Annotated in this window: 19 protein-coding genes; 5 read left to right on the top strand and 14 right to left on the bottom strand. The window is 47.8% G+C overall.

The window, feature by feature from the left end; translation table 11 throughout:
• Window positions 1–65: 65 nt before the first annotated feature.
• Together MKX68_RS17035 and MKX68_RS17030 are read left to right on the top strand one after the other, a co-directional pair.
• On the top strand, window positions 66–968 hold the full coding sequence (locus MKX68_RS17035) for a LysR family transcriptional regulator (RefSeq protein ID WP_036605798.1): 903 nt from the start codon (window positions 66–68) through the stop codon (window positions 966–968).
• Between the two features lie 30 nt (window positions 969–998).
• Complete coding sequence (locus MKX68_RS17030) at window positions 999–1,808, top strand: histidinol-phosphatase (protein ID WP_091020855.1); 810 nt, start codon at window positions 999–1,001, stop codon at window positions 1,806–1,808.
• A gap of 450 nt (window positions 1,809–2,258) precedes the next feature.
• Here the strand turns inward: MKX68_RS17030 and MKX68_RS17025 are convergent, their stop codons facing one another.
• The 6 genes from MKX68_RS17025 to MKX68_RS17000 all read right to left on the bottom strand — a co-directional run bounded on the left by MKX68_RS17025 (window position 2,259) and on the right by MKX68_RS17000 (window position 8,929).
• On the bottom strand, window positions 2,259–2,891 hold the full coding sequence (locus tag MKX68_RS17025) for a GNAT family N-acetyltransferase (protein WP_340913149.1): 633 nt from the start codon (window positions 2,889–2,891) through the stop codon (window positions 2,259–2,261).
• 168 nt (window positions 2,892–3,059) lie between these two features.
• Entirely contained in the window at window positions 3,060–3,791 is a 732-nt protein-coding gene (locus MKX68_RS17020; RefSeq protein ID WP_340913147.1) for a metallophosphoesterase family protein, read from the bottom strand.
• Between the two features lie 226 nt (window positions 3,792–4,017).
• Window positions 4,018–4,992, bottom strand: a complete 975-nt coding sequence (locus MKX68_RS17015; protein ID WP_340913145.1) for a metallophosphoesterase — start codon at window positions 4,990–4,992, stop codon at window positions 4,018–4,020.
• A 175-nt stretch (window positions 4,993–5,167) separates the two neighbouring features.
• A complete protein-coding gene (gene sdhB, locus MKX68_RS17010) occupies window positions 5,168–5,932 on the bottom strand; it encodes a succinate dehydrogenase iron-sulfur subunit (protein ID WP_036605794.1) in 765 nt (254 codons plus the stop codon).
• Between the two features lie 542 nt (window positions 5,933–6,474).
• Window positions 6,475–8,217, bottom strand: coding sequence for a succinate dehydrogenase flavoprotein subunit (sdhA, locus tag MKX68_RS17005; RefSeq protein WP_036673387.1), 1,743 nt, complete (start codon window positions 8,215–8,217; stop codon window positions 6,475–6,477).
• 43 nt (window positions 8,218–8,260) lie between these two features.
• Window positions 8,261–8,929, bottom strand: a complete 669-nt coding sequence (locus MKX68_RS17000; RefSeq protein ID WP_091037822.1) for a succinate dehydrogenase cytochrome b558 subunit — start codon at window positions 8,927–8,929, stop codon at window positions 8,261–8,263.
• A 295-nt stretch (window positions 8,930–9,224) separates the two neighbouring features.
• On the opposite strand from MKX68_RS17000, the gene MKX68_RS16995 reads away from it, so the two are divergent.
• The gene (locus MKX68_RS16995; RefSeq protein WP_091037825.1) at window positions 9,225–10,148 is read left to right on the top strand and encodes a LysR family transcriptional regulator; all 924 of its coding nucleotides are present in this window, start codon (window positions 9,225–9,227) and stop codon (window positions 10,146–10,148) included.
• A 60-nt stretch (window positions 10,149–10,208) separates the two neighbouring features.
• On the opposite strand, the gene MKX68_RS16990 is transcribed toward MKX68_RS16995, so the two are convergent.
• The gene (locus MKX68_RS16990) at window positions 10,209–10,880 is read right to left on the bottom strand and encodes a potassium channel family protein (protein WP_017692455.1); all 672 of its coding nucleotides are present in this window, start codon (window positions 10,878–10,880) and stop codon (window positions 10,209–10,211) included.
• 54 nt (window positions 10,881–10,934) lie between these two features.
• Complete coding sequence (locus tag MKX68_RS16985) at window positions 10,935–12,254, bottom strand: TrkH family potassium uptake protein (RefSeq protein ID WP_371129102.1); 1,320 nt, start codon at window positions 12,252–12,254, stop codon at window positions 10,935–10,937.
• Between the two features lie 446 nt (window positions 12,255–12,700).
• Between MKX68_RS16985 and MKX68_RS16980 the strand changes: the two genes are divergently transcribed.
• Window positions 12,701–14,398 (top strand): CPBP family intramembrane glutamic endopeptidase, encoded by a 1,698-nt coding sequence (locus MKX68_RS16980; protein ID WP_340913139.1) that lies wholly within the window; start codon window positions 12,701–12,703, stop codon window positions 14,396–14,398.
• Here MKX68_RS16980 and uvrC read toward each other — a convergent pair.
• Both uvrC and trxA read right to left on the bottom strand, forming a co-directional pair.
• The gene (gene uvrC, locus MKX68_RS16975; RefSeq protein WP_340913136.1) at window positions 14,367–16,454 is read right to left on the bottom strand and encodes an excinuclease ABC subunit UvrC; all 2,088 of its coding nucleotides are present in this window, start codon (window positions 16,452–16,454) and stop codon (window positions 14,367–14,369) included. The genes MKX68_RS16980 and uvrC overlap by 32 nt on opposite strands.
• Window positions 16,455–16,748: 294 nt before the next feature.
• On the bottom strand, window positions 16,749–17,066 hold the full coding sequence (gene trxA, locus MKX68_RS16970) for a thioredoxin (RefSeq protein WP_017692451.1): 318 nt from the start codon (window positions 17,064–17,066) through the stop codon (window positions 16,749–16,751).
• 263 nt (window positions 17,067–17,329) lie between these two features.
• Here trxA and MKX68_RS16965 point away from each other — a divergent pair, with 263 nt between their 5' ends.
• The gene (locus tag MKX68_RS16965; RefSeq protein WP_091037832.1) at window positions 17,330–17,485 is read left to right on the top strand and encodes a YqzM family protein; all 156 of its coding nucleotides are present in this window, start codon (window positions 17,330–17,332) and stop codon (window positions 17,483–17,485) included.
• 179 nt (window positions 17,486–17,664) lie between these two features.
• Here MKX68_RS16965 and dnaI read toward each other — a convergent pair whose 3' ends face one another.
• The 4 genes from dnaI to MKX68_RS16945 all read right to left on the bottom strand — a co-directional run bounded on the left by dnaI (window position 17,665) and on the right by MKX68_RS16945 (window position 26,155).
• Window positions 17,665–18,615, bottom strand: coding sequence for a primosomal protein DnaI (gene dnaI / locus MKX68_RS16960; protein ID WP_062837925.1), 951 nt, complete (start codon window positions 18,613–18,615; stop codon window positions 17,665–17,667).
• Window positions 18,616–18,879: 264 nt separating this feature from the next.
• Window positions 18,880–21,663, bottom strand: coding sequence for an alpha-mannosidase (locus MKX68_RS16955; RefSeq protein ID WP_340913133.1), 2,784 nt, complete (start codon window positions 21,661–21,663; stop codon window positions 18,880–18,882).
• Complete coding sequence (locus MKX68_RS16950) at window positions 21,660–24,839, bottom strand: beta-galactosidase (protein WP_340913131.1); 3,180 nt, start codon at window positions 24,837–24,839, stop codon at window positions 21,660–21,662. The genes MKX68_RS16955 and MKX68_RS16950 overlap by 4 nt, the downstream gene beginning before the upstream one ends.
• Window positions 24,836–26,155 carry a glycoside hydrolase family 125 protein gene (locus MKX68_RS16945; protein ID WP_340913128.1) on the bottom strand — a complete coding sequence of 440 codons (1,320 nt, stop codon included), beginning with the start codon at window positions 26,153–26,155 and terminating at the stop codon, window positions 24,836–24,838. Before MKX68_RS16945 ends, MKX68_RS16950 begins: the two co-directional genes overlap by 4 nt.
• Between the last annotated feature and the right edge of the window lie 153 nt (window positions 26,156–26,308).

Here is a 26,308-nt window from a genome sequence, read left to right as displayed (position 1 = left end):
GTTACGGGATTACATCACACCAAACACTACATAATCAAGATACTTTGCCTGCAAGGAGGTCACCTATGAACATAAGCCAACTGGAGACACTAATTACCATTTCCAAAACGATGAGCTTCCGCAAAGCGGGAGAACTTCTGAACCTGACCCAGCCTGCCGTCTCGGCCCAGATCAAAAGTCTGGAGGACGAATTCAGCACCGTTCTTGTGGATCGGAACCAACCCGTTACCCTGACAGACCGTGGACAGGTATTCCTGGAGCACGCTGAACGGATGCTCGATATCGTTGATGAGTTGAAACAAAAATTGTCCGATCTTGATGAAACGCCTCAGGGACGTATCGTATTAGGCACAACAACTTCCATTGCTATTCAGATCTTGCCAAGGGTGTTATCCTATTTCCAAGATCAATTCCCGCTGATCAAAACCAGTATCCAATCCCTTCCTTCATCACAGATCTATACCCAGGTCGAAAATGGTCTGGTTGATATTGGTATCGGTTATCTCACGGAGCGTAATCCCAACCTGAATACATCTGTGCTGTACTATGACACATTTGAACTCGTGGTATCTCCTTCCCATCCGCTGGCGAAGAAGAAACATGCTGCAGTGGATGTGCTCCGGAGTACACCATTGATTCTGCTGTCCCCTGATACAGTAGGACGAAGGTTTACGGAAACGATCTTCAAGAAACATAATATTGAACCTAATATTGTAATGGAGTTGTCGAGCAGCGAAGAAGTGAAACGGATGGTCGAGATTGATCTCGGGGCAGCTGTCATCTCCAAACAATCTGTTGCGCATGAGTTGCGTCAAGGTACATTGCGAATGATACCCTTAAGTGAGCTGGAGGTCAGTCACCCTGTTGGTGTTATCTATAAGTCCAGTCGGTACCTTAACTCAGCGATGCAGCAATTCATAAGTGACCTCAAAGGTATGCCGGAAACCCAATTCATCAGTTCAGAATGACAATGAGCCATGAGAAAGGAAGGATTCCATATGAAATTTGATCTTCATACACATCATTTTCGTTGTGGTCACGCAGACGGCAACATCCGCGATTATATAGAGGCAGGTATTAAGGCAGGACTTCAGGCCATCGGTATCTCGGATCATACGCCGTACTTTGGCAGTGAGCTTGAGCAGGCATTTCCCCGGATCGCAATGGGCAAGTCGGAATTGCAGCATTATGTGGAAGAAGTCCTTGCTTTGAAAGAAGAGTACGCTGGTAAAATCGATGTGCTGCTCGGCATTGAATCCGACTACTTCCCTGCTTATGCAGAATTGTACCGTACCACACTGGGACAGTATCCTTTTGACTATATTATTGGTTCGGTTCATCATACCGAGGATGTGAGTATCTTCAACAAAACCCGGTGGAATGGACTGAGCAATGCTCGCAAAGTTGAAGTGAAAGAGAGTTATTATTCATTAATCCGGGAATCGGCTCGCAGCGGTATGTTCCAGATTCTTGGACACATTGATGCGATGAAAGGAAACTATCCACCTTTCTCCGAAATTATCGCTGATCAGGCCATTGATGAAACGTTGCAGGTCATTGCAGAATCCAACGTAGCAATCGAAATTAACACATCTGGCAAAACCAAACTCAGCGGTGGCTGGTATCCCTCGGATGCCATTCTGGAACGCGCCCATCATTATGGAGTGAAGGTGACATTTGGATCAGACGCTCATAAACCACAGCGGGTGGCAGACGAGCTGGATGACGTTCGTACACGTCTCAAGGAGATCGGATTCACCGACTGGGTATACTTCAAGCAAAAACAGATGCAGGTTGTACCACTGTAAAAAATATAGGACCACATAGAAACCCCCACAGCGCGCTTGTTCATGCTGTGGGGGTTTTGGGTTTAATTCTAAATAAAATAATATTATATAAAGTTAAACTACATATTTACACGATAACGTAGAGGACAGAAATAACTTGAAGAAGCGAAGCGGTCGCGTTTATCAACGGATTTTCCCTTTTCAAAAGGGAATCAAAAAATCTGGGGATAACAGCGATCAGAAGGTTATTCTGTCATCGGAGTGGCCAGTGTAAATACTCCACAGTTAACTTATATGGGCAAAAAAAATGAACCCGCTCGCGCGGGTCCCAACAGCATTATCTATTATCAAAAAGGGGGTCATGAGATAAGTTTACCCCCTGTCTGTTAGAGTTCAATTGCAGCTATATTTCATTTGTGTAACAAATGATTGAAGTTCGATTCATTCACGTTTGACTACTCTTACTCTATGTCATTGCGGCTTGTCAGATACCAGGGTTTGCAGGTCTTTTTCCTGAAGCGGGCGTACGTATTGTTCCCGGTACATGCTGTACACTTTGACATCCATCAGGGATTCTGATGCCTCGTCATCTTCATCATGCAGTCCGAACGAGGGAAGACTCCGCTCATAGGACATCCCTATTTTGCTTAACACCCGTTGTGAAGATACATTGGCCTCATAACAACGTGCTTCCACCCTCCACAAATGAAGATCGTCAAATCCAAACTGCAACAGCCGCTGTACCGCCTCGGTAGCCACACCCCTGCCCCAACAGGACCTGTTCAGGATATAACCAATCTGTGCGGTACCATTCTGATCATTCCAGTGCTGGAATGAGGTGATTCCAATCACATGTTCCTTGCCTCTCCAGCAGATCCCATAATGTAACGAATCCAACTTGGCGCTGCTGCTCCGTATCTGGTTCAATAACCGTCTCGCCCTGGTTGGCGTGGGCTGGCTTCCCCTATTCACATATCTTATGACTTGAGGATCGGAAAAAAGTTCCGATAATGTGCTGTAATCACTTTGACGTAATGATCGCAGGACAAGACGCTCTGTCCACAAAGCCGGCAGACCTTGAACCAGCATTTTTCGGGTAAGCATGACAATCGCTCCTTTTGCCTAAACGGGCTCTAGTCCGGTAAGACAAGCATGCTCTGATGATGATCCGGCGTAATACCATTTGAACTGATCCACGAACTTTAGTATTCGCATTTTAGTATTAATATATTGCATCATTCAATTCCTCAAGCAAAAAGGCCCAGATGCTGACTACTCCTGCAACCCGCGATAGATACCCGTACGAATCTCACGAATATAGAAATCCAATGCAGGAACATTCGCCGACTGTGCAACCTGTACTTCTCGCTCAATATCATAAGGTACCCGCACAAATTGAACATTGAACGGGGCATTGTTATCGTTGCTGTCTTCACCCTCCAGAATACAGTAAGAAGCCTGGGGAAGATCGAGTGGATTACCAACACTGCCTGCATTAAACAGTAACTTGCCGTTCATATACTGCAAGTATGCGTTATGCACATCCCCATAACCTACAACATCTGCAACACTTTGCTCAGGCTCATCAGCGGGAGGATCAAACATTGCCAACCTTTTTTCTATTGCATCCCACGGCTGTACACGATGGTACACACTTTGAGGTGAAGCATGGACCAGACGGATGGTGCGACCGCTCAGTTGAAATTGATGACTGAAGGGTAGGCCCGCCAAGTACGCCAATCGTTCTTCACCCAGCCGTTCTGCTTGCCACGTAAAGTTCTCGTTGTCCTGGTTAACCGCAACCAGTTCATCCCAATTGCCACGGATGACAAGTTCGCACGTTGCTCTCACCTGATCCACAACTTGTACCGGTTCTGGTCCCTTGCCCACGAGGTCACCAAGACAAAAGATTCGCTCCACGCCCCGACTTCGGATATCTTCCAACACTGCTTCCCAGGCAGTCATGTTGCCATGAATGTCGGATACAATCGCAATTCGTTCCATCTGGATAACCTCCATTCATGTTGAATCGTTCACTGTTGTACGTTTACACTTGCCACTCCGATGACAGAATAACCTTCCGATCGCTGTTATCCCCAGATTTTTTGATTCCCTTCTTCAAAGGGAAAATCCGGAGATAAAGGCGAACGCTTCGCTTCTTCACGTTATTTCTGTCCTCTCCGTTCTCGTGTAAAAAGTTTAGTTGAACTAATATGATCTCATATTCCTTTTATGTGGTTAATCCTTTAAGCTCAAACACCGTTAATTCTGGTCTGCACAGAAAACGAATGGGCAGTTGAGTCATGCCAAAACCACGATTCACATACACAGGCATTTGTGTCTGGGTGGTGTAATATACCCCCTGGACATCCGTGTAATACAATCCTTGAACATACTTGTGTGAACCTCGCGGAGTTGTCAGTGCCCCGATCCAGGGAAAACGTACCTGTCCACCATGGCTATGACCGGAAAGTTGTAATCCGAAACCATAGGGAGTGGCAATATCGGCATAATCCGGTTCATGCATAAGTAACAACTTCCACACATCATGATCCAATCCCTTGATGGCTTGGGCAGGATCAGGCCTGCCTGTAAGTGCGTCATCCAGACCAGCTATGGCCAGACGTTCGCCCCCTTGTTCAATCACCACATGTTCGTTCCGTAACAAAGTGAATCCGGCTTCACGGAACATGGTTGTCACTTGATTCTGCTGTCCGCCCCGATAATCATGATTCCCCAAAACAGCAAATTTGCCATACTTCGCTTGCATGGAGGCGAGTACCGGAATACATTCACGCATCGGCTCTGCTTCCCTCTCGACGATGTCTCCGGTAAAACAAATCAAGTCCGGTTGCTGCTCCTCAATCGTTGCTGCCAACTTCTTCAGCTCTTTCACCCCGGTATGAAAACCAAGATGGGCATCGCTGAACTGAACTACACGCAAACCGTCAAATGCCTTTGGAAACTTCGGAAGTTTCAGCTCCACTTGCTTGATCTCCAGACGACGCGGTTCCCATAACCAGGCATAACCTCCTGTAAGCAAACTGGCACCCGCCGTCATCAAAACCATGCGCAATAAGAAACTTCGGCGAGAGGGATCATGATCCTTTTCTTCTCCAGGAAACACAGACTCTTCTGCACCTGATGCTTTGTGCGAGCGCTGGGACGGCGAGTTGTTGCTGCCCTGACGCGGTGTCTCTGCCATATCTCCCCCTCCTTCTACGCTCTTAATCCATCCCCTTAGTATATCATATTCTGCATGGGTAGCCCGGTTCCTCTGCTTCATTACAAAAAGAAGCCGGGATCTCCGGCATGTTGCTGCCCGGGATCACGACTTCTTCTAAGTTGCAGATTACACTTCTGCACATGTTATGACGAGATTATACACCCAACCAGCGTTTGAACATATGCTTGGTCGTTTGTTTGTTCATTTCGGCAATGGAGGTTGTCAGTGGAATGCCTTTTGGACAGGATTGCACACAGTTCTGTGAGTTACCACAGCCCTCAATGCCTCCATCTTCCATCAACGCTTCCAGGCGATCGTCGGCGTTCATCTCCCCTGTTGGGTGAGCGTTGAACAGGCGCACTTGGGACAGTGCTGCTGGACCGATAAAGTCTGTTTTCTCATTGACGTTCGGACATGCTTCCAGACATACACCACATGTCATGCATTTGGACAGTTCATATGCCCACTGACGCTTCTTCTCAGGCATCCGTGGACCTGGACCGAGGTCATAGGTACCATCGATCGGAATCCATGCTTTTACGCGTTTCAGGGCGCTAAACATCCGGCTACGGTCGATGACAAGGTCACGAACCACCGGGAATGTCTTCATCGGTTCGATACGAACAGGCTGTTCCAGCTTGTCGATCAGGGCTGCACACGCTTGACGAGGCTTGCCGTTGATAACCATGGAGCAGGCACCGCAGACTTCTTCGAGACAGTTGGAATCCCAGCACACAGGAGCAATGGATTTGCCATCTGTATTAACCGGGTTACGCTGAATCTCCATCAGGGCGCTGATCACGTTCATGTTGGGACGGTACGGAAGCTCAAATTCTTCGTTGTACGAAGATGACTCCGGGCTATCCTGACGGGTGATGATAAACTTGACGGTTTTGTTGGCTGTAGCTTGTTCCGCCATATCGTTGTCCCCTCCTCTGGTGACGATGATTGGTGTTGCTGATGCGCAAAATGGTTTGGTGCACGGGAGACGCTTCGTCAGCGGAATGCCCCTCTGATCGCTGTTATCCCCGGATTTTTTTGATCAACCCTTTCCAGGGTTAAAATCCGGTGATAAAGGCGAGCGCTTCGCTTCTTCTGGGCATTTCCGCTTCCTCCGCTACGTCGTGCACTGGGTCACTTTGCTGGAAACTGCACTCCAATTCATTGTGGATGGCAGTATTGAAGTGCTGAAGCATCGCTAGGCGCTTTGCTTCTTCTGGGCATTGCTGTTTCCTTCGCTATGTTGTGCACGTTGGTCACTTTGCTGGAAACTGCACTCCATTCATGCTGGATGGGCAGTATTGAAGTTCTGAAGCATTGCTAGGCGCTTTGCTTCTTCTGGGCATTTCCATCTCCAACACGTTGATGGCAGTAACTTTGAAGAAGCTTTGCTTCTTCAAAGTTCTCCTGCCTCTCCGTTCAGGTGTTTAACTATTCATTACCTGAATAGTATGGTAGTTCTTAATCTTTGGAGTAATCCCGGATACGTGGTGGGATCAGGGATACGTCTACTGGCTCGTACGAGATTTTCGGGCCTTCCTTCGACCAGCTTGCGATAGTCGTTTTCAAGAACTCTTCGTCATTACGTTCCGTAAATTCCGGTTTGTAATGCGCGCCGCGGCTTTCGTTACGGAGTAGAGCACCGAGAGTCATCGCTTCTGCCAGTTCAATCATGTTCCACAGTTGGCGAGTGAATGCTGCGCTAGGGTTATTCCAACCAGAGCTGTCGTACATGTTGATTTTGCCATAACGCTCTTTCAATTCCTTAATCTTGCCAATCGTGGCTTCAAGCTTGTCGTTGTAACGTACAACCGTCATGTTGGCTGTCATCCACTCGCCAAGCTCTTTATGAATGACATAGGCATTTTCCGTGCCCTGCATTTTCAAGATGCCTTCGTATTTGTCGCTTTGTTGTTTGGTGTGTTTCTCAAATACGGAAGATGGGATATCAGCGGATGATTTTTTAAGTCCTTTGATATATTCAGCCGCTTTTGGTCCAGCCACCATACCACCATAGATCGCAGATACCAATGAGTTTGCACCCAGACGGTTTGCACCATGGTATTGATATTCACATTCACCAGCTGCGAACAGCCCCGGAATGTTAGTCATTTGGTTGTAATCTACCCACATACCGCCCATGGAATAATGGACTGCCGGGAAGATTTTCATTGGGATTTTACGCGGGTCATCGCCCATGAACTTCTCATAGATCTCAATGATTCCGCCCAGTTTAACGTCCAGTTCCTTCGGATCTTTGTGCGACAGGTCGAGATAAACCATGTTCTCGCCGTTCACACCCAGACCCATATCTACGCAGACGCTGAAGATCTCACGAGTTGCGATATCACGTGGAACCAGGTTACCGTAGGATGGATATTTTTCTTCAAGGAAGTACCAAGGTTTTCCGTCTTTGTACGTCCAGATCCGTCCACCTTCACCACGAGCGGATTCAGACATGAGACGCAGCTTGTCATCCCCTGGAATGGCTGTCGGGTGAATCTGAATGAACTCCCCGTTGGCGTAATTTACACCTTGCTGATACACCGCACTTGCCGCTGTACCTGTGTTAATTACAGAGTTGGTCGTTTTACCGAAGATAATACCCGGACCACCACTCGCCAGAATAACCGCTTCTGCCGGGAAGGTCTGTACCTTCATCGTTTTCAGATCCTGAGCCACGATCCCGCGACATACGCCCTCATCATCCAAAACCGCCTGCAGGAACTCCCAGTTCTCATATTTCGTAACCAGGCCCGCTGCTTCCCAGCGACGTACCTGCTCGTCTAATGCATAGAGCAATTGTTGTCCTGTTGTCGCTCCGGCAAACGCCGTACGGTGATGCTTCGTTCCCCCGAAACGACGGAAATCAAGCAAACCTTCCGGTGTCCGGTTGAACATTACGCCCATACGGTCCATCAAGTGAATGATGCCAGGTGCTGCTTCGCACATCGCTTTAACAGGAGGTTGGTTCGCCAGGAAGTCACCGCCGTATACCGTATCGTCAAAGTGTACCCATGGGGAGTCACCCTCACCCTTGGTATTCACCGCTCCGTTAATGCCGCCTTGTGCGCATACAGAGTGGGATCGTTTAACAGGAACCAGTGAAAATAAATGAACATGGACTCCGGCTTCAGCCGATTTGATCGCCGCCATCAATCCCGCGAGACCGCCGCCCACAATAATTACATTCGTTGATGCCATTGCTGTTCACTCCCTTATAAGTCAGCATTTATACGCTAAATGCTTAAATTAGAACTGTTTTTACTACATCAACCATCGAAGTTACTGCTTGGAAATCCATGCTCCGGAAAGCGAACAACGAAGCAATAAACATAATGGAAATAATACCAAACAAACTCATGCACACATAAGAGGACACACGCTGCGCACGCGGACCCACGGTAATTCCCCAGCTAACGAGAAACGACCACAGACCGTTGGCAAAGTGATAGGATGCCGCAACCACACTGATCAGATATAGAATAAATGTTACCGGGTTCATCACGATCTCATGAATGACACCACCAAGTTCTTCGTGGGTGACTGTACCCAACGCAACCTGCACCCGAGTCTCCCATACGTGCCAGATTACGAATACAAACGTAATGACACCACTGACCCGCTGCAACGTGTAACGCCAGTTGCGCTCATTGCCATAACGGCCCACGTTAGGCTTGGCCTGATAAGCAATATACAGACCATATACACCGTGATAGAACAACGGTAACCAGATGAGGAGCGTTTCCAAAACAATAACCAGTGGCAGACTGTTCAGAAATGCAACAGCACCGTCAAAAGCCTCTTTGCCGCCTTCAACTGCCGAGAAGTTCGTCACCAAATGCTCAACAAAAAACAAACTGAGCGGAATGACGCCAAGCAAGGAGTGCAGCTTTCTGGAGTAAAACCCTTTCATAAAATGTCGATCCCCTTTCGCTAAATACAACGTTTTCATAAATGATTTCACTTATCATGACACGAATCCTTTTCCATGAAAAGGTTCGACAAATTGTTCCGTTTTCCCCAGGTGTGAACAACTTGTGTCACGATTCATGTTACTCCTTTTTTTCTTATAAGGGAATTGCAATATAATTATTAAATGTTATAACCTATAGGTATAAGCAGTGAAACATTGGGTTTACAGGCTATACAACATGGAAAACGATTAAGCAAGGGCAAGAATCACATACATGGAAAAGAGGTTATTGTTCATGTTTGAGGAGTTAAATGCATTTGCAGCGGTCGTGGAGCAGTCCAGCCTGAACCGTGCATCCAAGTTACTGAACTTGTCCCAACCCGCACTCTCACGCAAAATTGCCAAATTGGAGGATGAACTCGGGGTTGCCCTGTTCCACCGCCGTGGCAAACGGCTGGAGTTAACCAGTGTGGGCCAGTTCGCCTATACCTTCGCTGTAGAACAGAAGCAGCAGCAACAGAAGTTCCTCACCATGCTCGCCCAATATAAAGACGAAGAACAAAGCACCATTACACTCGGAGCCAGTCTGACGACGCTTCAAACTACGTTACCACCTCTCGTCAATGCCTTTATGGAGAAACATCCAAATGCCGAACTGAAACTGTTGACGGGAAAAACACATGAGATTGTCTCGTTTGTGCGTGACAAAAAAGCCGATGTGGGCATTGTCGCCTCCTCCATCAGCGAAGTGGGGCTTAACTGTGTGCCACTCTTTGACGATCACCTGGAGCTGGTTGTGCCGCTCACACACCCTTTGTCCGGCAAGGAAGCCGGGATGGAACATTTGCAGGATCTGCCGATGATCACGTTCTCCAAAGGCACCTGGTACCGCAAGTTAACGGACGACCTCTTCCAGCGCTGTGCCGTGATGCCGGATATTCGCATGGAGATTGATTCCTTTGAAGCGATCATCCGACTTCTGCCTTCCGCCAAAGCTGCTGCTCTATTGCCCAAGTCATATCTTCGTCCACAATTACTCGCGGACAATGATCTTGTTTCTGTTCATTTGCCTCAATTACAGCAGACCCGCAGAACAACCTGTATGATCTATGGGGAAAAAGAGGACCTCAGCGAGACCTCCAGACAATGGGTCAAGGAGACGGCTGCACTCTTTACAGCAAAGGCGCCATTGCCCTCACGGAGGACTACGACGCCTTAGCTTTGATCTGAATCAGCCAGGCTCTAACCCCTGGCTTCCTTATTTAACTCATCTTAATTATCAGCTCTCCTGGCTGATAACCTCTTCTTCAAATCGGTCGATATCTGCATTATTACCAATAATGACCATAATATCCCCCATCTGAAGCGAATCCAGTGCTGTCGGAGCAATAATGACCCCAGCTTCTTTCTGTAACGCCACAATGCTGCAACCAAAACGTACGCGTGCATTCAAGGTTGAAAGTGTCTTGTTGTGCAGACAGGCGGGAACCTTCATCTCGACAATACTGTAATCATTGGATAATTCAATGTAATCCAGCAAGTTCGGGGTAACCAGCTGGTGGGCAACCCGAATGCCCATATCCCGCTCAGGATAAACGACTCGATCAATCCCCAGTTTATCCAATGCTCGTCCGTGAAGGACGGATATGGCCTTGGCCACGACCGTCTTGACGCCCAGCTCTTTTAACAGAATCGCGGTGAGAATGCTCGTCTGGATATCATCCCCGATGGCAACGATGCAGCAGTCAAAATTACGAATACCCAGGGAGCGCAGCACTTCCTCATCTGTGGCATCGGCTACAACGGCATGGGTGACCAATTCACTAATGTCTTCGACGACTTCTTCATTTTTATCAATCCCTAGCACCTCGTAGCCGAGTTCCATTAATTCCTGTGCCAGACTGGAGCCAAACCGCCCAAGCCCAATCACCGCAAACTGCTGTGTTTTCATTGTTCTTCACGAACCCCTTATCCAAATCAATTTCAAAACTCACTAAAAATAGATTTATCCAATAATCATTTTGCCTTCCGGATACCTGTATAACTCTTTACCCTTTTTCTGCCCGAGTGCATACGCTAATGTGATCGGTCCGAGCCTTCCTGCAAACATCGTAAAACAGATCAGGAGTTTGCCCAATGTAGTCAGTTTCAGCGTCAGTCCGAGCGATAATCCAACGGTACCAAAGGCCGATGTCGTTTCAAATAAGATCATCATAAAACTGGCGTCTTCTGTGGTACTCAGTGCCATCGTTACAGCTATGATGAACAAGAGTGCCAGCAATGTAATGGTAAGCGCCTTGAAGATCCGTTCCTGTACAAGCCGATAGCGGAAAAATACGATATCTTCACGACCACGCATCATGGCGATGACCGCACCAGCCATAATCATAAATGTCGTTGTTTTGATCCCGCCTCCGGTAGAACCCGGCGAAGCACCAATAAACATCAGAATGATCATAAAGAACTGTGTTGCCTGCCTGAGTCCGGCAATATCTACCGTATTGGCTCCTGCTGTTCGCGGCGTAACGGACTGAAAGAATGAACCGAGAATTTTGCCACCCCAGTTCAGGCCACCCAGTGTCCGCGGATTGCTAAATTCAAATACGAAAATGACAAGTGCACCAAACACAATCAACAATCCAGTCATTAACAGTACAACTTTGGAGTGTAGAGACAGCTTCCGCGTTTTGCGGTAATCCACCAGGTCTGACAACACCACAAAACCGATACCGCCAGAGACAATCAGGAACATTGCTGTAAAATTAACCAACGGGTCATACACATAACCGGTCAGACTGCGGAAATCGCCAAACATATCAAAGCCCGCATTGTTGAACATGGAGATCGCATGCCAATAGCCATAATAAATCGCCTGTCCGACTGGCATGTCGAACGACCAGCGGATGGCAAACAACGTGCCACATATCCCTTCGATAATGAGTGAGTAGATCACAACTTTACGAATCAGCCGGACGATGCCCTCCATCGTGCTTTGGTTCATCGCTTCCTGTAGAATCAACCTTTCCCTGAGCGAGATCCGCCGTTTGAACGCAATGGCAACCAACGTGGACATCGTCATGAAGCCCAGTCCGCCAATCTGAATCAAAATCGCGATCACAACCTGACCCAGCACCGAGAAATGAGTCCCTGTATCGACCACAACCAAACCAGTGACACAAACAGCCGAAGTTGCTGTAAAGAGCGCATCAATAAATGCAAGACTGTCACCGTTACGGCTGGATGCCGGAAGCATTAACAGCAGTGTGCCAACCAATATGATGCCAGCAAACCCTAACACAAGAATACGGGGTGGCGATAATCGCATCCATTGAACATTCAGTTTCACTTGAGTATCTTCCACCTCTTCTAAAATGAAAATAACTCCACACCCCGTGGAGCCTTCTTCATTTGAAATGCTGTTGCCAAACGTTAAACAAGTATGATTCAGATTAAAACGACATATATAATGAAGTTGGAATATATCCTATTCGTTCCCTTGTTGGGCGAAAGACATGCGAATCGTTGCACATTTGTTTCAAAATTATAAGCGCTGCGACGTTTGTAGACAAAACGTTTTTTGTGTAAATCGGATCGAATTCAGCCAAAAAGGGAAGAACTCAGATATGGCGACGGATGGATCAGATTCTTTCGGTCCTTTTCATTCATTTTCAAGGATTTACACCTGTTTTCGTTACATCATTGGCATTCGGTGCTTGGCCTGTGCTATGTTAACTTTAATATCCATATTAGATTAAGGAGGAACACCATTATATGAATCCCTTAGGGCAGCCTTTGCAACTCAAGGCTAACTTCAAGCGGCTGGGGTTGCTTGCGGCGATTGGCCTGATTCTATTTTTTGTATTTCAGATCTTTCCTGCTACCTCATCGCAAACAACAGAAATTCCGTCCACGTCCTTCATAACCAAGGAGCAGGCGACGCAATCCGCACGATCATTCGCAGCTTCTGTGGATGACTATACACTGCCAAATGATGATGAAAAAACCCTGGTAACCTACCAGACACATTCCGATATCTACGGGTATATGGCCAAAACCAAACAACTTGATACCTATAACCAGAAATGGGAAACAAGCTATCCTTACGATGTATTCCGCGTTCGCTTGCCTGATCAACACAAGGGCGGTTATCTTCATGTTGACGTACATATGAAAACAGGAAAAGTAGTCGGCTTCAAACGAGAACTGCCTTCTTCCCTCTATACCGCCATTGAAGCGGAACAAAGCACTGGGAAAGTGACCACATCGCAAGTACTTGCTGAAGGTAATATATCTCTGGACGAGAAACAACAGCTTGCTGCTGGCGTTCTGACCGAATTCGGTTATGAAGTGCCGACACTTCAACTGGAGACTCGCGATGGTGAAGCGGGACTGAAGTATGTGGATTCTGCAAAAAACATTGGAGACTCCAAGCTCGAACTGAACTTTACGTTTGAAGAGGGTGCGGTACGATCGTTCGATCCTGGCTTCTCGGTCCCTGAATCCCATACCGATTATGTGAAAGATCAAACGCGCCAAGCCAATTGGATGACCTATGGCGGCTATGCATTCCTGACCTTTGTTCTAGGTGTGCTGGCAATCATCTATAGCATTCTGACCCGAGCACACACGTCTTTCAAACGCGGGATCATTCTATCGCTGGTGTATTTCGCAGCTTCGGTAATTGGTACGCTGAACATGATTCCACTCTTTCAGGCACAAGGGCTCTCCAGCTTCATGTTAGCGTTCCTGATGTTAATGCAGGCGGGAATTACGCTCGTCATGAGTGCAACCATCTATCTGTCCCTCGTTGCTGGTGACGGCATGTGGCGTAAAATAGGTCTGAACCCATGGCCTCGTGCGAAAGAACCCGGATATGGAAAATATGTACTTCATAGTATGTATGCTGGTTACCTGTGGGCATTCATTCTACTGGGTGTGCAATCCATCCTGTTCTTCATTCTGGAGCGAAGCATTGGCACATGGTCAACGACGTCAGCAGATCAATCTACATTTAATATGACCTATGCCTGGCTCTTCCCGATCATGGCCTGGATGGCCGGTATTGGTGAAGAAACTGTCTATCGACTGTTCGGCATTCGCATGATGCAGAAGATTGTGCGTAACACGTTTATTGCCTGTCTGATTCCAACCATCATTTGGGCACTTGGACACACACTGTATCCGATCTATCCAGTAATCACTCGTCCCATTGAGCTGATGGTGATTGGATTGCTGTTCAGTCTGATCATGCTGCGTCATGGCTTCATTGCCGTTGTATTCGCACATGTGATCTTCGACAGCTTGCTTATGGGACTCAGCTTAGTGTTTATGGGTGATGCCCTGAATATGGCTGCCGGACTCTTCTGGATTGTACTCCCGGCCATCGTTGGATATATGGTCTACAAATTCAATCCAAAACAAAAAGAGAAGCCGTATGTTACGACTCCTCATCACGAAGTGCTGCAATAATCTGATTTGCCAGTTTGTCACCAATAGATAGAGGCCGGAAGTCTTCGACGCTGGCCTCTTTTATTTTGCGCAAAGAGCCAAAATGCTTCAACAGCAGCTTACGCCGCTTCTCTCCAATACCCGGAATGGCATCCAAACGTGATGTCACCATGGATTTTCCACGCTGTTCCCGGTGGAACGAGATCGCAAAACGGTGGACCTCTTCCTGTATCCGCTGCAACAGGTAGAATTCCTGACTATCCCGAGGCAGGGAGATAACTTCCGGTGGATTACCGATCATCAACTGCGAAGTCTTATGCTTCGCATCCTTCACCAGACCGCATACCGGAATAAACAGCCCCAGCTCATTTTCCAAAATATCGACCGCAGCCGAGATCTGTCCTTTACCACCATCGACCACGATCAGGTCAGGCTGGGTCAGGTTTTCTTTTAATACCCGCTCGTAACGGCGACGGATGACTTCTCTCATCGTTTCATAATCATCCGGTCCTTCAACCGAACGGACCTTGTACTTCCGATATTCTTTCTTATCCGGCTTACCATCGGTAAATACGATCATGGCAGATACCGGGTTCGTACCCTGGATGTTCGAGTTATCAAACGCTTCAATACGGTGAAGCTGATCCAGTCCAATAAAACGTCCCAATCCTTCGGCAGCTTTGGATGTACGTTCTTCATTTCGCTCAATCAAGCGGAACTTCTCTTCCAATGCCACACGTGCGTTATCCACAGCCATGGTGATCATCTGGCGTTTCAATCCACGTTGCGGGATGAGCACTTTGATCTCCAACCACTCCTGTAAAGCAGCAGCAACCTGAGTTGGATCTTCCAGTCCTGATGGAAGCTTTTCAGTTGAAGCAGTTGTGTCCGTTATTGGAGCATCCTCTTGCATACTATCAGGTTGTTCACCTTCTGCCTCAGTGGAACCTCCGTAAGCTGCACGAGTCTCAGCAACCAGTGGCTGGGAAGCGTTACTATGCTCCACTTGTCCCGTCTGCTCAAACTCAACCGTAACTGCGGCAGGTACCGATCCATCAGCATCAGAACCCGTATCCAAATTGTCGTTATCCGTTGCAAGATCCTTGGGCATTTCCGGCAACAAAATCTCTTGTGGCAATGCCGGATTATCACTGTAGTACTGTGTTACATAGGACATGAAATCACTGTACGCCTCACCGTAAAACGGGAAGGTTGATACGTGACGTTCAATCATTTTACCCTGACGCATATATAGAATCTGGACACACATCCAGCCTTTATCAATGGCAAAACCAAATACATCACGGTCTCTGGCATCGGCCATCGTAATTTTCTGTTTTTCCATCATCGCATCGATGGCGATTACCTGGTCGCGCAGTTCCTTGGCACGTTCAAAATAAAGATCCTCCGCGGCCTCCTGCATCTTACGCTGCAAATCCTTCTTGATCTCTTCGTGACCACCGCTCAGAAATGAACCAATCTCTTGTGAAATCTGGTCGTACTGCTCCTTCTCCACTTCCTTCACACAAGGGGCAAGACACTGTCCCATGTGATAGTACAGGCACACTTCTTTGGGCATTACACCACATTTGCGCAGTGGATACATGCGGTCGAGCAGTTTTTTTGTTTGGTGTGCCGCATACGAGTTCGGATAAGGTCCGAAGTATTTGGCTTTATCTTTCAGCACACGCCGGGTTACTTCCAGTCGGGGGTGCTTTTCATTGGTAATTTTAAGATACGGGAATGTCTTGTCATCCTTGAGCAACACGTTGTACCGCGGCATATGTTTCTTGATCAGGTTACACTCCAGAATGAGTGCTTCCATGTTACTGCCCGTCACGATATATTCAAAATCACGGATTTCGGAGACCAGACGCTGGGTCTTTCCGTTATGACTGCCGATAAAATAAGAGCGTACGCGGTTCTTCAGCACTTTGGCCTTACCTACATAGATAATGGTGCCTTCACTGTTCTTCATCAGGTAACATCCAGACATATCTGGCAACAAAGCGAGTTTGTGACGAATCTGCTCCAATGCCTTCTCCTGATCCTGCAAATCATTGATGAATTGATCCATAATTCGGTGAATCCTCCTTCCCGAAAAAGCTGAAATCCTCACGTTACATGAAATACTCCGACGACAGAATGATCTTTCGATCGCTGTTATCCCCAGATTTTTTCGATTCCCTTTTTTAAAAGGGAAAATCCGGTGATAAAGGCGAACGCTTCGCTTCTACAGCTCATTTCTGTCCTCTCCGTTAACATGTAAATTTCCAGTTTCATTTTATAAATTTATATTGTCCTATATAAAGGTATTCGACGCAAAACGCCCCCGGCATGTAAACCGGAGGCGTATGTGTAAGCCTGTAAATTATTGGTGTTTTGCGATAATTCCTTTGAGCGCATCTTTCGAGTTCAGACCAACCACTTTATCTACTGGTTGACCGTCTTTGAAGAAGATCAAAGTTGGAATGCTCATTACGCCAAAGCGGGAAGCAGATTCCGGATTTTCATCCACGTTAACTTTAGCAATTTTCACTGCATCGCCAACTTCTGTGGACAGCTCTTCCAGGATTGGAGCGAGCATTTTACAAGGACCACACCAAGGCGCCCAGAAATCAACAAGAACCGTTCCTTCGCCTTCTACTTCAGCGTTGAAGGATTGATCGGATACGTTAACAATAGCCATGAAATTGTCCTCCTTATATATACTTACGGTTTATTTTAACCTGTAACGTCGTGAACGACACTTCCAGTATAACACAGGTACGTCAAACTTGTGAATTGAACGCTGCAATGTTCATCTTCCCAACATCAAATCTTCACAATTACAGGATGTGACATACCAACTGCAAAATCTTTACAAACGCTTTCTTTTCCAAGTATACTAAAATTACTCCGGGTTTCAGCCCCCATACGGGCAAGCTGCATTCCCCATAAGGAGGCAATAACATGGATGCAAATGTGCGGATCAGCGACCCGCGTGAACATGTGAACGAGGAACCCCGCAACGATCTGTTTGATCTAATCGTGGGTGTTGCCGGCATGGCCGGCCTGATGACAGTCATCTTTTTCGGTATGGTTATCTTCAAATTCATCACCGAATAGGATACTCACAGGTCTCACGCAGGACCAGAAAAGCCCGGTTTTCGCGACAATGCGAAAGCCAGGCTTTTTTTGGGACTACTTATCGTTTGTTTGCAATCAGCTCAGCTTCTAAATCAAAAGCTCCACCGATAATTTGAAGATTAACCTTGTCCAGAATCATTTCGTTCAATTAGATCGGTTTAACGTTTGCCGCGCTGATTCTCACCGCGCACGGAGATGACATCCACGAATGGACGAATCCGGTCCATGAGACGCTGGCCTTTATTCGATTCCTCGCCATCCCGATTGGTGAAGCTCAGATGTTTTTCAAGCCCATCCAGATTGTAATTGGACGTATAGAACGTTGGTTTGCGATTCATCCGATAGTTCAGAATGGACCCCATCACATGATCCCGAACCCAAGGGTTCAGATTTTCTGCCCCGATATCATCAAAGATGAGCAGATCACAACTTTTCAAAATATCCGTCATTTCCTTCAGCTTCTGCCCTTCACTGATCATGGATTTCAGATCCTCCACAAAGTCAGGCATATAAATAATGACACCCGTGTGCCCTGCAACCGCCAGTTCATGCAGCAGATAACACATCAGGAACGTCTTGCCTGTCCCGAAAGTTCCTTCCAGAAACAGTCCTTGCGGAGATAATCCGTTCTCCTTGGTCTCCCTAATATAACGAAGCACCTGATTCACTGCCGGAGCACGCATCCGATCCTTGCCCATGATCTCCACGTCGTTGTATCCGGCACTGAGCGCACGCTCGTCCACATAGAAACTGCGAATGCGTTGCTTAATGATATGTTCATTTTGCCGGGCGATATGTTTGGAACAAGGTGCTTTTATATCTATGATTTCGGGTTTACCGTTAAAATGTTCTACTTCCAGTTTACAAAAGTGGCCCTGAAAATCGTTAGGACAGTTGTCGAGTCCTGGACAATTCGCACAGTTCTTAGAGTCTTTGGCGTACTGAAACAGCTTGCTCAGATCGGTCATGAGCTGTGCATCTTGCAGTTCAGGATGACCTGCGCGGAATTCGCGTACGTACGGATTTTCCATCAATTCCGCCGCAATCCGCCGCGATTGCTCACGAAAGGCAGGGTTCAGCTGCTGAAGCAGTCCTCCCAAGGATTCCATGGCTTCAAGCCCCCTTAATGTTTCAATATAGAATGAACAATTGAAGTGTACCCATGGCCATCTTGATGGCATAGGAACTTTCGATCATTTGTAATTCTACTGTTCATTCTATAGAAAAACAACCAATAACTCAACAGATACATCTGGTAAATAGCGTAACCCTTCCGCCACCGTACGTAATGCCTAGTTCATAGTACGCTTGCAGTCCTGTACCTTTTATTGTGTATTCAAAAGTTTGTTTTTCGACTCTTTAAACAACTTTTATTAGCGCCGTAAGCCGATCGTAATGATCTCGCATGAACCTGTCTGTATGTTCCATTCCTTATTAGCAAAGGATAATGTCGATGCCTCTTCTATGCTGTGGGCATGAAGCATTTCGCCCTCTTCCTCCAGGATGTTGCTTTTGTACGCCGTTTCGAATGACTGTGCATTCGCTTGCGAAGCAGCAAGCTTCAACGTGGCAGAGTCGGTCGTCATATTAAACCAGCGTAGCATGACATCGCCGGAATCCTCATTTACCTTGAGTGAAGAAAATGCTAAAGCGTCTCCTTGCCATGCAAACGGTGTGTTGTTAGGTGTCAGATAACCTGGGTGTACTTCGGTTTGCGCCAGCGTCCAAGGAACCTGGAACTGATACGCCTCAATATATGCACCTGACGCTGCACCATTGCCATCATGCGGAATGATCTCGATCTGAAATGTATGTTCACCAAGGCATTGTGCTTCAGGTGTCGGGAACAAGCCCCAGTCTCCAAGTTCGCCCACAGCACGAAGCAGCGTAACCGCGATGGTGTTGCGTCCATCCTGAAGTACTTCATATTCATTCAGGCCCAGATTGGCAACGACCAATCCGGCGTCCTTTTCACTCACATCCACAAAATTCTGTTGATGCTGTGTATTGCTTGGATTTTGCCACTCCGGTGCAGGCGTACTATCACGCGTTGCAATTTCGAACATGGAATCGACATGATGAACAGCTGATACAAGATCCGTTGGGAAAAGAGCACGTACCCGATGATCCTTCGCCTGATTGTTGAAGGTTGTCTCCATTTGTACTCCTTTTCCACTACGACTGAGGGATACAACCGTGCGGATCTGGAGCGGAATCATCTTCGTTGAACGCTGGGCTTTACGGTATGGATAATAAATCAGTTCTCGCTGTTCCTGATCCAGCATCTCATCCGCAGACTCCGGTATTTCCCAATGATGAATCACTTCGAACGAGGCAGAGTATGATGTATCTTCTAATACCCGAATCTCGGCCTGAAGCGCTTGTGTTGTCCGCGCCACTTCGTTCTCTGGCTGTTTGAACATGTATTCATTACCGATATCACCCACATTTTCGTACACCCCAAGGTCCTTATAAGTCCGACCTGTTCGTTTATCCGTGATTGTGAATGAACCGTTGTCTGCAATCGTGACGATCAAATATTGATTTTCCATGCCACGTTCACCACGCAACAGCGTAGTCGTTTTCGACGGAGTACCACGCTTAGCATCATCCGCAGAGTTGACCAATGCATAGGTTTTCAGGCCAAATGCAGCTACATTCTCTGTTTCAAAACGAATACGTACTCGCCGACAGCTATACGGCTGACGGAAGCGATCATCTGGCAGATCATAGCCAAATTGCAGACCCAGATCCTCCACCGTACATGGAATGTGGTTACCATCTTCATCTACAAGTACGCGGTCTGACAGGTCAACGGCTTTCATCTGCGTCGCCATCTCTTCCAACGTATGTCCATCCCGGAAATACAACCGAGCCGCGTCCAGTTCCATCTGAACTACACCGCTACGTTCCCAACCCGTTGTATTAAACACCACAACAGGCCGAGCCCCCTCACCGTAACGCTCAAATATGGAGGTATCCACGGCTGTAGCAATCTGGCTGGTGCTCTCTTCAATTAGAGCCTCTGCTACATGACGGCTCTTATCAAACCGTGTCACCATCTCGCGGTGCACCTCATCCACACTGCATCCACAGATGCTGTCATGCGGGTGATTTTGCATCAGCGTTTTCCAGGCATACGTCAGTTGATCATGTGGATAGGCATGTCCAAGCAGATAGGCATAGGTTGCCAGGGGTTCAGCCACTTTTTCCAGCATGGTCTGGCCCAGCTGGTTCATCTGTTTCAGATACACACGAGCCGAGGCGGTGTTCACTAGAGTTCCCCAGCCATCGGTTCGTTGGCTGCGGAGTTCGCCTTTGACCGTGGACAGTTCATGTTCAGACGATGCTCTCAAAGCTTCCAGATAATCAGGAAAATTGGAGTGAATGAACTCGATATCGGGATGTAATTGTTCAGCCATGCGAATCGCTTCTGGCAGATCTCGTTGAATCGGTTGGTGATCACATCCGTTCATGAACAACAACTCATTCGTTGATGCATATTTCTCAGCGTCTGCAAGCTTGGTTTCCCAGAACTTGCGGGCCGATTCCTCGTCTACTGGAACTTCATTTCCGTTGGAGTACCAGTTGGCAAACAATACGCCGAGCACTTTTGATCCGTCTGGTCCTTCCCACATCAGCTCCGAGAAGCTTGATTCATATCCGGCATCCGATACCGTATTATTGAAGCCTGTCGGCTTGACGCCACGTCCAAAGAACACATTATCAATGCCCGATTGCTGCATCAGCTGCGGAGTCTGCCCGACCAATCCAAATGTATCGGGAAAATAACCAATTTTCGAAGGTATGCCGTAACGTTTGGCGTCCTTATGTCCAACCTGCATGTTGCGCACATTGGCTTCTCCGCTCGTCAGAAAAGCATCCTGCAAGATGTACCATGGTCCAATCACAATCCGTCCATTGCGGATATGTTTCTCCAGTCGTTCCTTCTGCTCCGGGCGAACCTGAAGATAGTCATCGATGATAATCGTTTGTCCATCCAAATAAAAGCTTTTATAGTCCGATCCCTCATCAAGCTGATCCAACAGTGAATCGACGAGCTGAATAAGACGCATATGATGCTTCTCATACGGCAAGTACCATTCCCGATCCCAGTGGGTATGCGAAATAATATGTGCTCTCTTTTTCTTGGTCATCGTGTTATCCCACCTCTTTCATCTTGTTGTACAATCTCAACCTCATCAGGGCGATACACCGCAGTCAGCTTTCCGGAAGCATCTGTCGCAAACAGCACCGAACGATTTTTCTCCAATTGGAACGAGTACGATACACCTTTACGTTGATCTCTCACATGAACTTCATGGTTAAAGGCAAACTCCGATACAAATACGTACAGATTTCCCTTTGGAAAACTCAGCTTCCGGCCGTAGATTCCTGCTATATCCCCACCGGATATCCATTCCATCTCCTGTTCGACGCCCGAAATTTCAGTCGCATAACGATACAATTCAGCAAGTGGTTCATCCCGTCCGTTTAACTCCAACGGCAATGGGGTCCAGATTAATTTCCCTTTACCCAAAGGCAACACGATTACTTCATCTGGTGTACCATTATCCCCATGAAGCAAAGTCTCCTTCGCCACCTCGGCGATCCGACGCCGTCCATAGGTCACCCGGTGATTCACTCCATTAATATTGAGCAGTTCTTCCCGCTGCACGTTACCCAGACTGCGTTTGCCCACGATATGATCTGCCCGGTCAGTGGCCTTCCAGTACGCATCCAGCCCCAGCGGTCCAGTAATAAGCAGGTTCGTGCCTTCCTTCTCTGCAAACGTGAGCAATTGTTGCAGTGCGTCGCTGTCCATATTATGTGGACTCGGCACGATGATCAGTTTTGGTGGCTGCTGCTCCAGCGCTTCCAGATGATATTCGGATAACGCACGGAAAGGCAATTTCAGATCATAGGACATCACACGGGTCAGTTTTGTTGTCGCATCATAGGCCAGGGCACGGTTGGAGAAGTCATTGGAATACGGGAACACCACTGCAATATCCTCCAGCTCGCGGTCTTCAAAGAGATCACGAATGCCATGCATGAATCGGCCAAAATCATAAGACACATCCGCCTCTGGTTTCTCCGTACCATCTGCACGCAGGGCTCCAATATGAGATTCATTGGCGTTATCCATATAGAAGTTGGTGTTCCAGATCCATTGCACCGCTCCAGCGCCACCTGTCGAGAAAGCATAGGCATACTTGCGTTCGAGAATGCCGCGCAGCTCTTCTTCCGTACGTTTGGCTCGTCCATCCGGGGTTTCCACATACATGATGCCCGTCTCCTGAATGAGATTGGGTTTATGAGGCGTTTTGGCGAAAATGCCGTCCCAGATCAGATCATCGTTTAACCACCAGGAATGCACGGTTGTATAGTCCACTTCACGTTCATAGAAGAACGGCGAAGGACGCTGTGCACCAAGGGCTTCATCCTGTCCCACAGTGACCAGATGATTCGGTACCAGATCCTTGATCGTACCTACAAGCTCTCTTGCCCAAACATTGTGCATCTCCATAGAGAAAAGACAGTAATCGAGCCAGCGTGTTCCTTTTTTGGCCTTGTGCATGTCCTGTACATCAAAATTAATCTCTTCCGCCTCCGGGATCACCGCGGCTGCAAAGTTCGGAAGCTGCTTCGGTGACATGTTCCATGCCTCCTGCAACGCCTCAATCGTCTGATGACGCTGCTGAAGCCAAGCGATATAAGCCTGCTGTTCATATGAATCCCTCGCCGAGCGTGGACCAGCTGAGAAGATACGCACCGGATCAAACATGGATGGCTCGTTAATCAGATCCCAGTCCACATGTGTTGTATGCGTGTGACGACTGACGATGCTGCGAATGAAACGTTTCTGAGCCTCGACACTCTGCGGGTCCAGATACGGATTCGTGCCTTCCCATGTCTCCGGTGTAAAGGAGAAGAAAGTGAATGTGACCTGTAAGCCATGGCGTTTCGCCGTTAAAATAAAGGCATCAATGGCACGAAGCACATCCTCTGCCATATGTCCGTCCACCTGCATCATGTTGCGATAGGCGGTCCAGATTCCCGTCCGAATCCAGTTGATGCCGGCTTTTGCCATCTGAGCCATGTCCCGATCCCAGACATCCGCATTCGGTAGAAAGAGAAATTTCCGTGCCACATCGGAGGTCATGTAGGTCATGCCCACAACAGGGAGAGGACGTCCGTCTTTTACAAAATAGTCTCTGCTGCGGGTAATCACTTCCCCTTCTGCCAGCAATGCTGCATCTTGTCCCCAGAAGCCTTGACGCAAGGTCCGAACTTCCCCGTCAGGTGCCTGTGCGCGGCATACGATCCGATACAGCCCACTTTCAATGGAAACCGGGAGAAGTATACGTTCGAAACGCTGCTCACCGGAAAGTTCCATCTCCAGTTGATGGCTCCATACCTTCTCCGTCGTACCACTTGTGCGATCTTCATGCTCGACTGTTATGTCGAATGCCCACAGCTCGGACTCGGTAAGTCTGTTGCCTGCACGCTGTAAAATCTGGCCTTGAAGTGTGAGTACAGCCCGTTCATCTGGCTCATACGAAGCATAATTCGTTTTGAGGGATAACTCCGTTACACCTTGCGCGCAGAATTGCGCCCACTTCACAATCTCGTCAGCACCATCCTGCGTCCAGAATGAGGTGGTCAGCGGCAGATGCACAAATATCCATCGTGAACCAACGAAAGTCCCGCGCGAGTTTTCCCACAGAACGACCGGAGCGGCGATGCTGCGTCCATCCTTGCTCATGCCACGAAGTAACGGATAAATCTGCGTACTCATGGGGCCGGATGAACCCATCTGGTGGGGCAGATCACTTGTTTTGGTTGTATGTGGAACCAGATTCCATGTATCTGAAATCTCAAAAAGTCCTTCTTTGCCGGCAAGAAGCGGGATCTGTTCAGATGACGTGTACGATTGCACATTGGCAGCAGATACGTTCAACGCCTCATGAATATAGAGTTCCTGGTGATACGCGGTCTGCTCGGACTCTACAACCCATGCCCCATTCTCATATCGAACCGGACGTTTGAAAGGCGCACCACCAACACTGATCAGGCTCCCTCCCTGATGCAGGTAAGCTGCAATCTCCGTCCAGGCGGACTTGGGAAAATAGGGTGCATGCAGATTGACCAGACATCCTTCACCTGCTGTAGTCTTCAAAGTCTCTGCGAGTTCTTCGGCGTTTACAACGATGATCTCTTCAACTGCTTTCCATGCATTCAGAGCCTGCTCCGTTGGAAAAGCACCATCCACTGGAAACGCAGGGTCAGCGAAGATAATCAGCTTTTTATCATCAGGTTGGATACTCATAACAGGCCATCCTTCATGGATTTATAGACCAACTGGGAGAACAGGCTGTTGGACCATGCAAACCATTTTCGTGTAAAAATCGTTGGATCATCGGCGTGGAAGCCTTCATGCATATAACCTGTATCTGCATCTGTCGCTTCGAGCATGCGAATAATCTCCAGTTTCTCCTCGGCAGACTGTGCAGTCAGTCCTTGCATGGACAATCCCATATGCCAGATGTAATCTGGTGGTGTGTGCGGACTTCCGATCCCTTTGGCAACCTTGCCCTCATAATAGAACGGGTTCTCTTTGCTCAGAGCGAAGCGGCGCGTATTCTGGTAGATCGGATCATCCGCTGTGACGTAACCCAGATATGGAATGGACATGAGTCCTGGTGTACCCGCATCGTCCATTAGACAGTGGTTGCCATAACCGTCCGTCTCGTACGCATAGATCGGTCCAAATTCCGGATGACGATAAATCCCGTACAGCTGAATGCCGTAATCCACGTCCTGCTCCAGATCCTTCAATTCCTGCAAAAGTTCCATATCCCGGAACACCCACTCGGCAAACTCCTGCATTTGGCGCAGAGCTACAACCGCGAACATGTTGCCAGGGATGTTGTAGTGGAAATCACACGCATCATCACTGGAACGGAAGCCGGACCAGATCATACCTGTGTAGTTGACTGGCATACCTTTTCCGTGATTACGCAGGGAATCTGTTGGGATACCGTTATTACGAGTGAAGCGATATGGAGATTGTTCCATGTGATGCTGTTCGACTTTGAACAGGTCCACGATTTTACGCATCGCTGCTTTGAAGCTTGAATCGAAAATGTCAGTCAGCTCGGTTTCCTTCCAATATAAATAGGCCAGGCGTACAACAAAACATAATGAGTCAATCTCAAATTTGCGTTCCCACACCCAAGGTGACATCTCGGTTTCGTCGGTGGTGTTCCAGTGCCAGTCGTTGGCCGTCTCATTGAAGGCATTGGCATATGGATCGATGTGAACATATTGGATATGACGTTTGATCAGCCCGCCAATGATGCGTTGCAGGTCCTCGTCTTCTTTTGCAAACGGAATATAATGTACCACCTGCTCCACGGAATCACGCAGCCAGGAAGCCGGAATATCTCCTGTGATGACAAAAGTGGTACCGTCCTCCATCAACTTGGTTGTTGTTTCGATGGTGTTGGGGAAACAGTTTTTGAATAATTGAAGCAGTTTTGGTCGGTGAGCCAACTTCTGTTCCGCTTCTTCGAGCACGGCTTGAATGGATTGTGGCAAAGCAACAGGTGGCATTGGTATTTTGGGTAATCTGAACTGTTCCATGGATGAGTGCAACTCCTTAAACAAATTGAATGGTGTAGCTATACAGGATCAAGCTGAGAACATTCACACTAGACCACTACGATGACAGAATAACCTTCCGATCGCTGTTATCCCCAGATTTTTTTTGTTTCCCTTTTTAAAGGGTAAAATCTG

This window comes from Paenibacillus sp. FSL M8-0212, assembly GCF_038004645.1.
Lineage (GTDB): Bacteria > Bacillota > Bacilli > Paenibacillales > Paenibacillaceae > Paenibacillus.
This window is presented reverse-complemented; position numbering and strand designations above follow the sequence as displayed.

What these genes read in the sequence shown, in the direction of transcription:
- MKX68_RS17015 (WP_340913145.1), bottom strand. Translation starts at nt 4,992, where the DNA reads ATGGCAGAGACACCGCGTCAGGGCAGCAACAACTCGCCGTCCCAGCGC.
- uvrC (WP_340913136.1), bottom strand. Translation starts at nt 16,454, where the DNA reads ATGGATCAATTCATCAATGATTTGCAGGATCAGGAGAAGGCATTGGAG.
- MKX68_RS16950 (WP_340913131.1), bottom strand. Translation starts at nt 24,839, where the DNA reads ATGAGTATCCAACCTGATGATAAAAAGCTGATTATCTTCGCTGACCCT.
- MKX68_RS16985 (WP_371129102.1), bottom strand. Translation starts at nt 12,254, where the DNA reads ATGCGATTATCGCCACCCCGTATTCTTGTGTTAGGGTTTGCTGGCATC.
- sdhB (WP_036605794.1), bottom strand. Translation starts at nt 5,932, where the DNA reads ATGGCGGAACAAGCTACAGCCAACAAAACCGTCAAGTTTATCATCACC.
- MKX68_RS17030 (WP_091020855.1), top strand. Translation starts at nt 999, where the DNA reads ATGAAATTTGATCTTCATACACATCATTTTCGTTGTGGTCACGCAGAC.
- MKX68_RS16955 (WP_340913133.1), bottom strand. Translation starts at nt 21,663, where the DNA reads ATGACCAAGAAAAAGAGAGCACATATTATTTCGCATACCCACTGGGAT.
- MKX68_RS17035 (WP_036605798.1), top strand. Translation starts at nt 66, where the DNA reads ATGAACATAAGCCAACTGGAGACACTAATTACCATTTCCAAAACGATG.
- sdhA (WP_036673387.1), bottom strand. Translation starts at nt 8,217, where the DNA reads ATGGCATCAACGAATGTAATTATTGTGGGCGGCGGTCTCGCGGGATTG.
- MKX68_RS16995 (WP_091037825.1), top strand. Translation starts at nt 9,225, where the DNA reads ATGTTTGAGGAGTTAAATGCATTTGCAGCGGTCGTGGAGCAGTCCAGC.
- trxA (WP_017692451.1), bottom strand. Translation starts at nt 17,066, where the DNA reads ATGGCTATTGTTAACGTATCCGATCAATCCTTCAACGCTGAAGTAGAA.
- MKX68_RS16990 (WP_017692455.1), bottom strand. Translation starts at nt 10,880, where the DNA reads ATGAAAACACAGCAGTTTGCGGTGATTGGGCTTGGGCGGTTTGGCTCC.
- MKX68_RS16965 (WP_091037832.1), top strand. Translation starts at nt 17,330, where the DNA reads ATGGATGCAAATGTGCGGATCAGCGACCCGCGTGAACATGTGAACGAG.
- dnaI (WP_062837925.1), bottom strand. Translation starts at nt 18,615, where the DNA reads ATGGAATCCTTGGGAGGACTGCTTCAGCAGCTGAACCCTGCCTTTCGT.
- MKX68_RS17000 (WP_091037822.1), bottom strand. Translation starts at nt 8,929, where the DNA reads ATGAAAGGGTTTTACTCCAGAAAGCTGCACTCCTTGCTTGGCGTCATT.
- MKX68_RS17020 (WP_340913147.1), bottom strand. Translation starts at nt 3,791, where the DNA reads ATGGAACGAATTGCGATTGTATCCGACATTCATGGCAACATGACTGCC.
- MKX68_RS16980 (WP_340913139.1), top strand. Translation starts at nt 12,701, where the DNA reads ATGAATCCCTTAGGGCAGCCTTTGCAACTCAAGGCTAACTTCAAGCGG.
- MKX68_RS16945 (WP_340913128.1), bottom strand. Translation starts at nt 26,155, where the DNA reads ATGGAACAGTTCAGATTACCCAAAATACCAATGCCACCTGTTGCTTTG.
- MKX68_RS17025 (WP_340913149.1), bottom strand. Translation starts at nt 2,891, where the DNA reads ATGCTTACCCGAAAAATGCTGGTTCAAGGTCTGCCGGCTTTGTGGACA.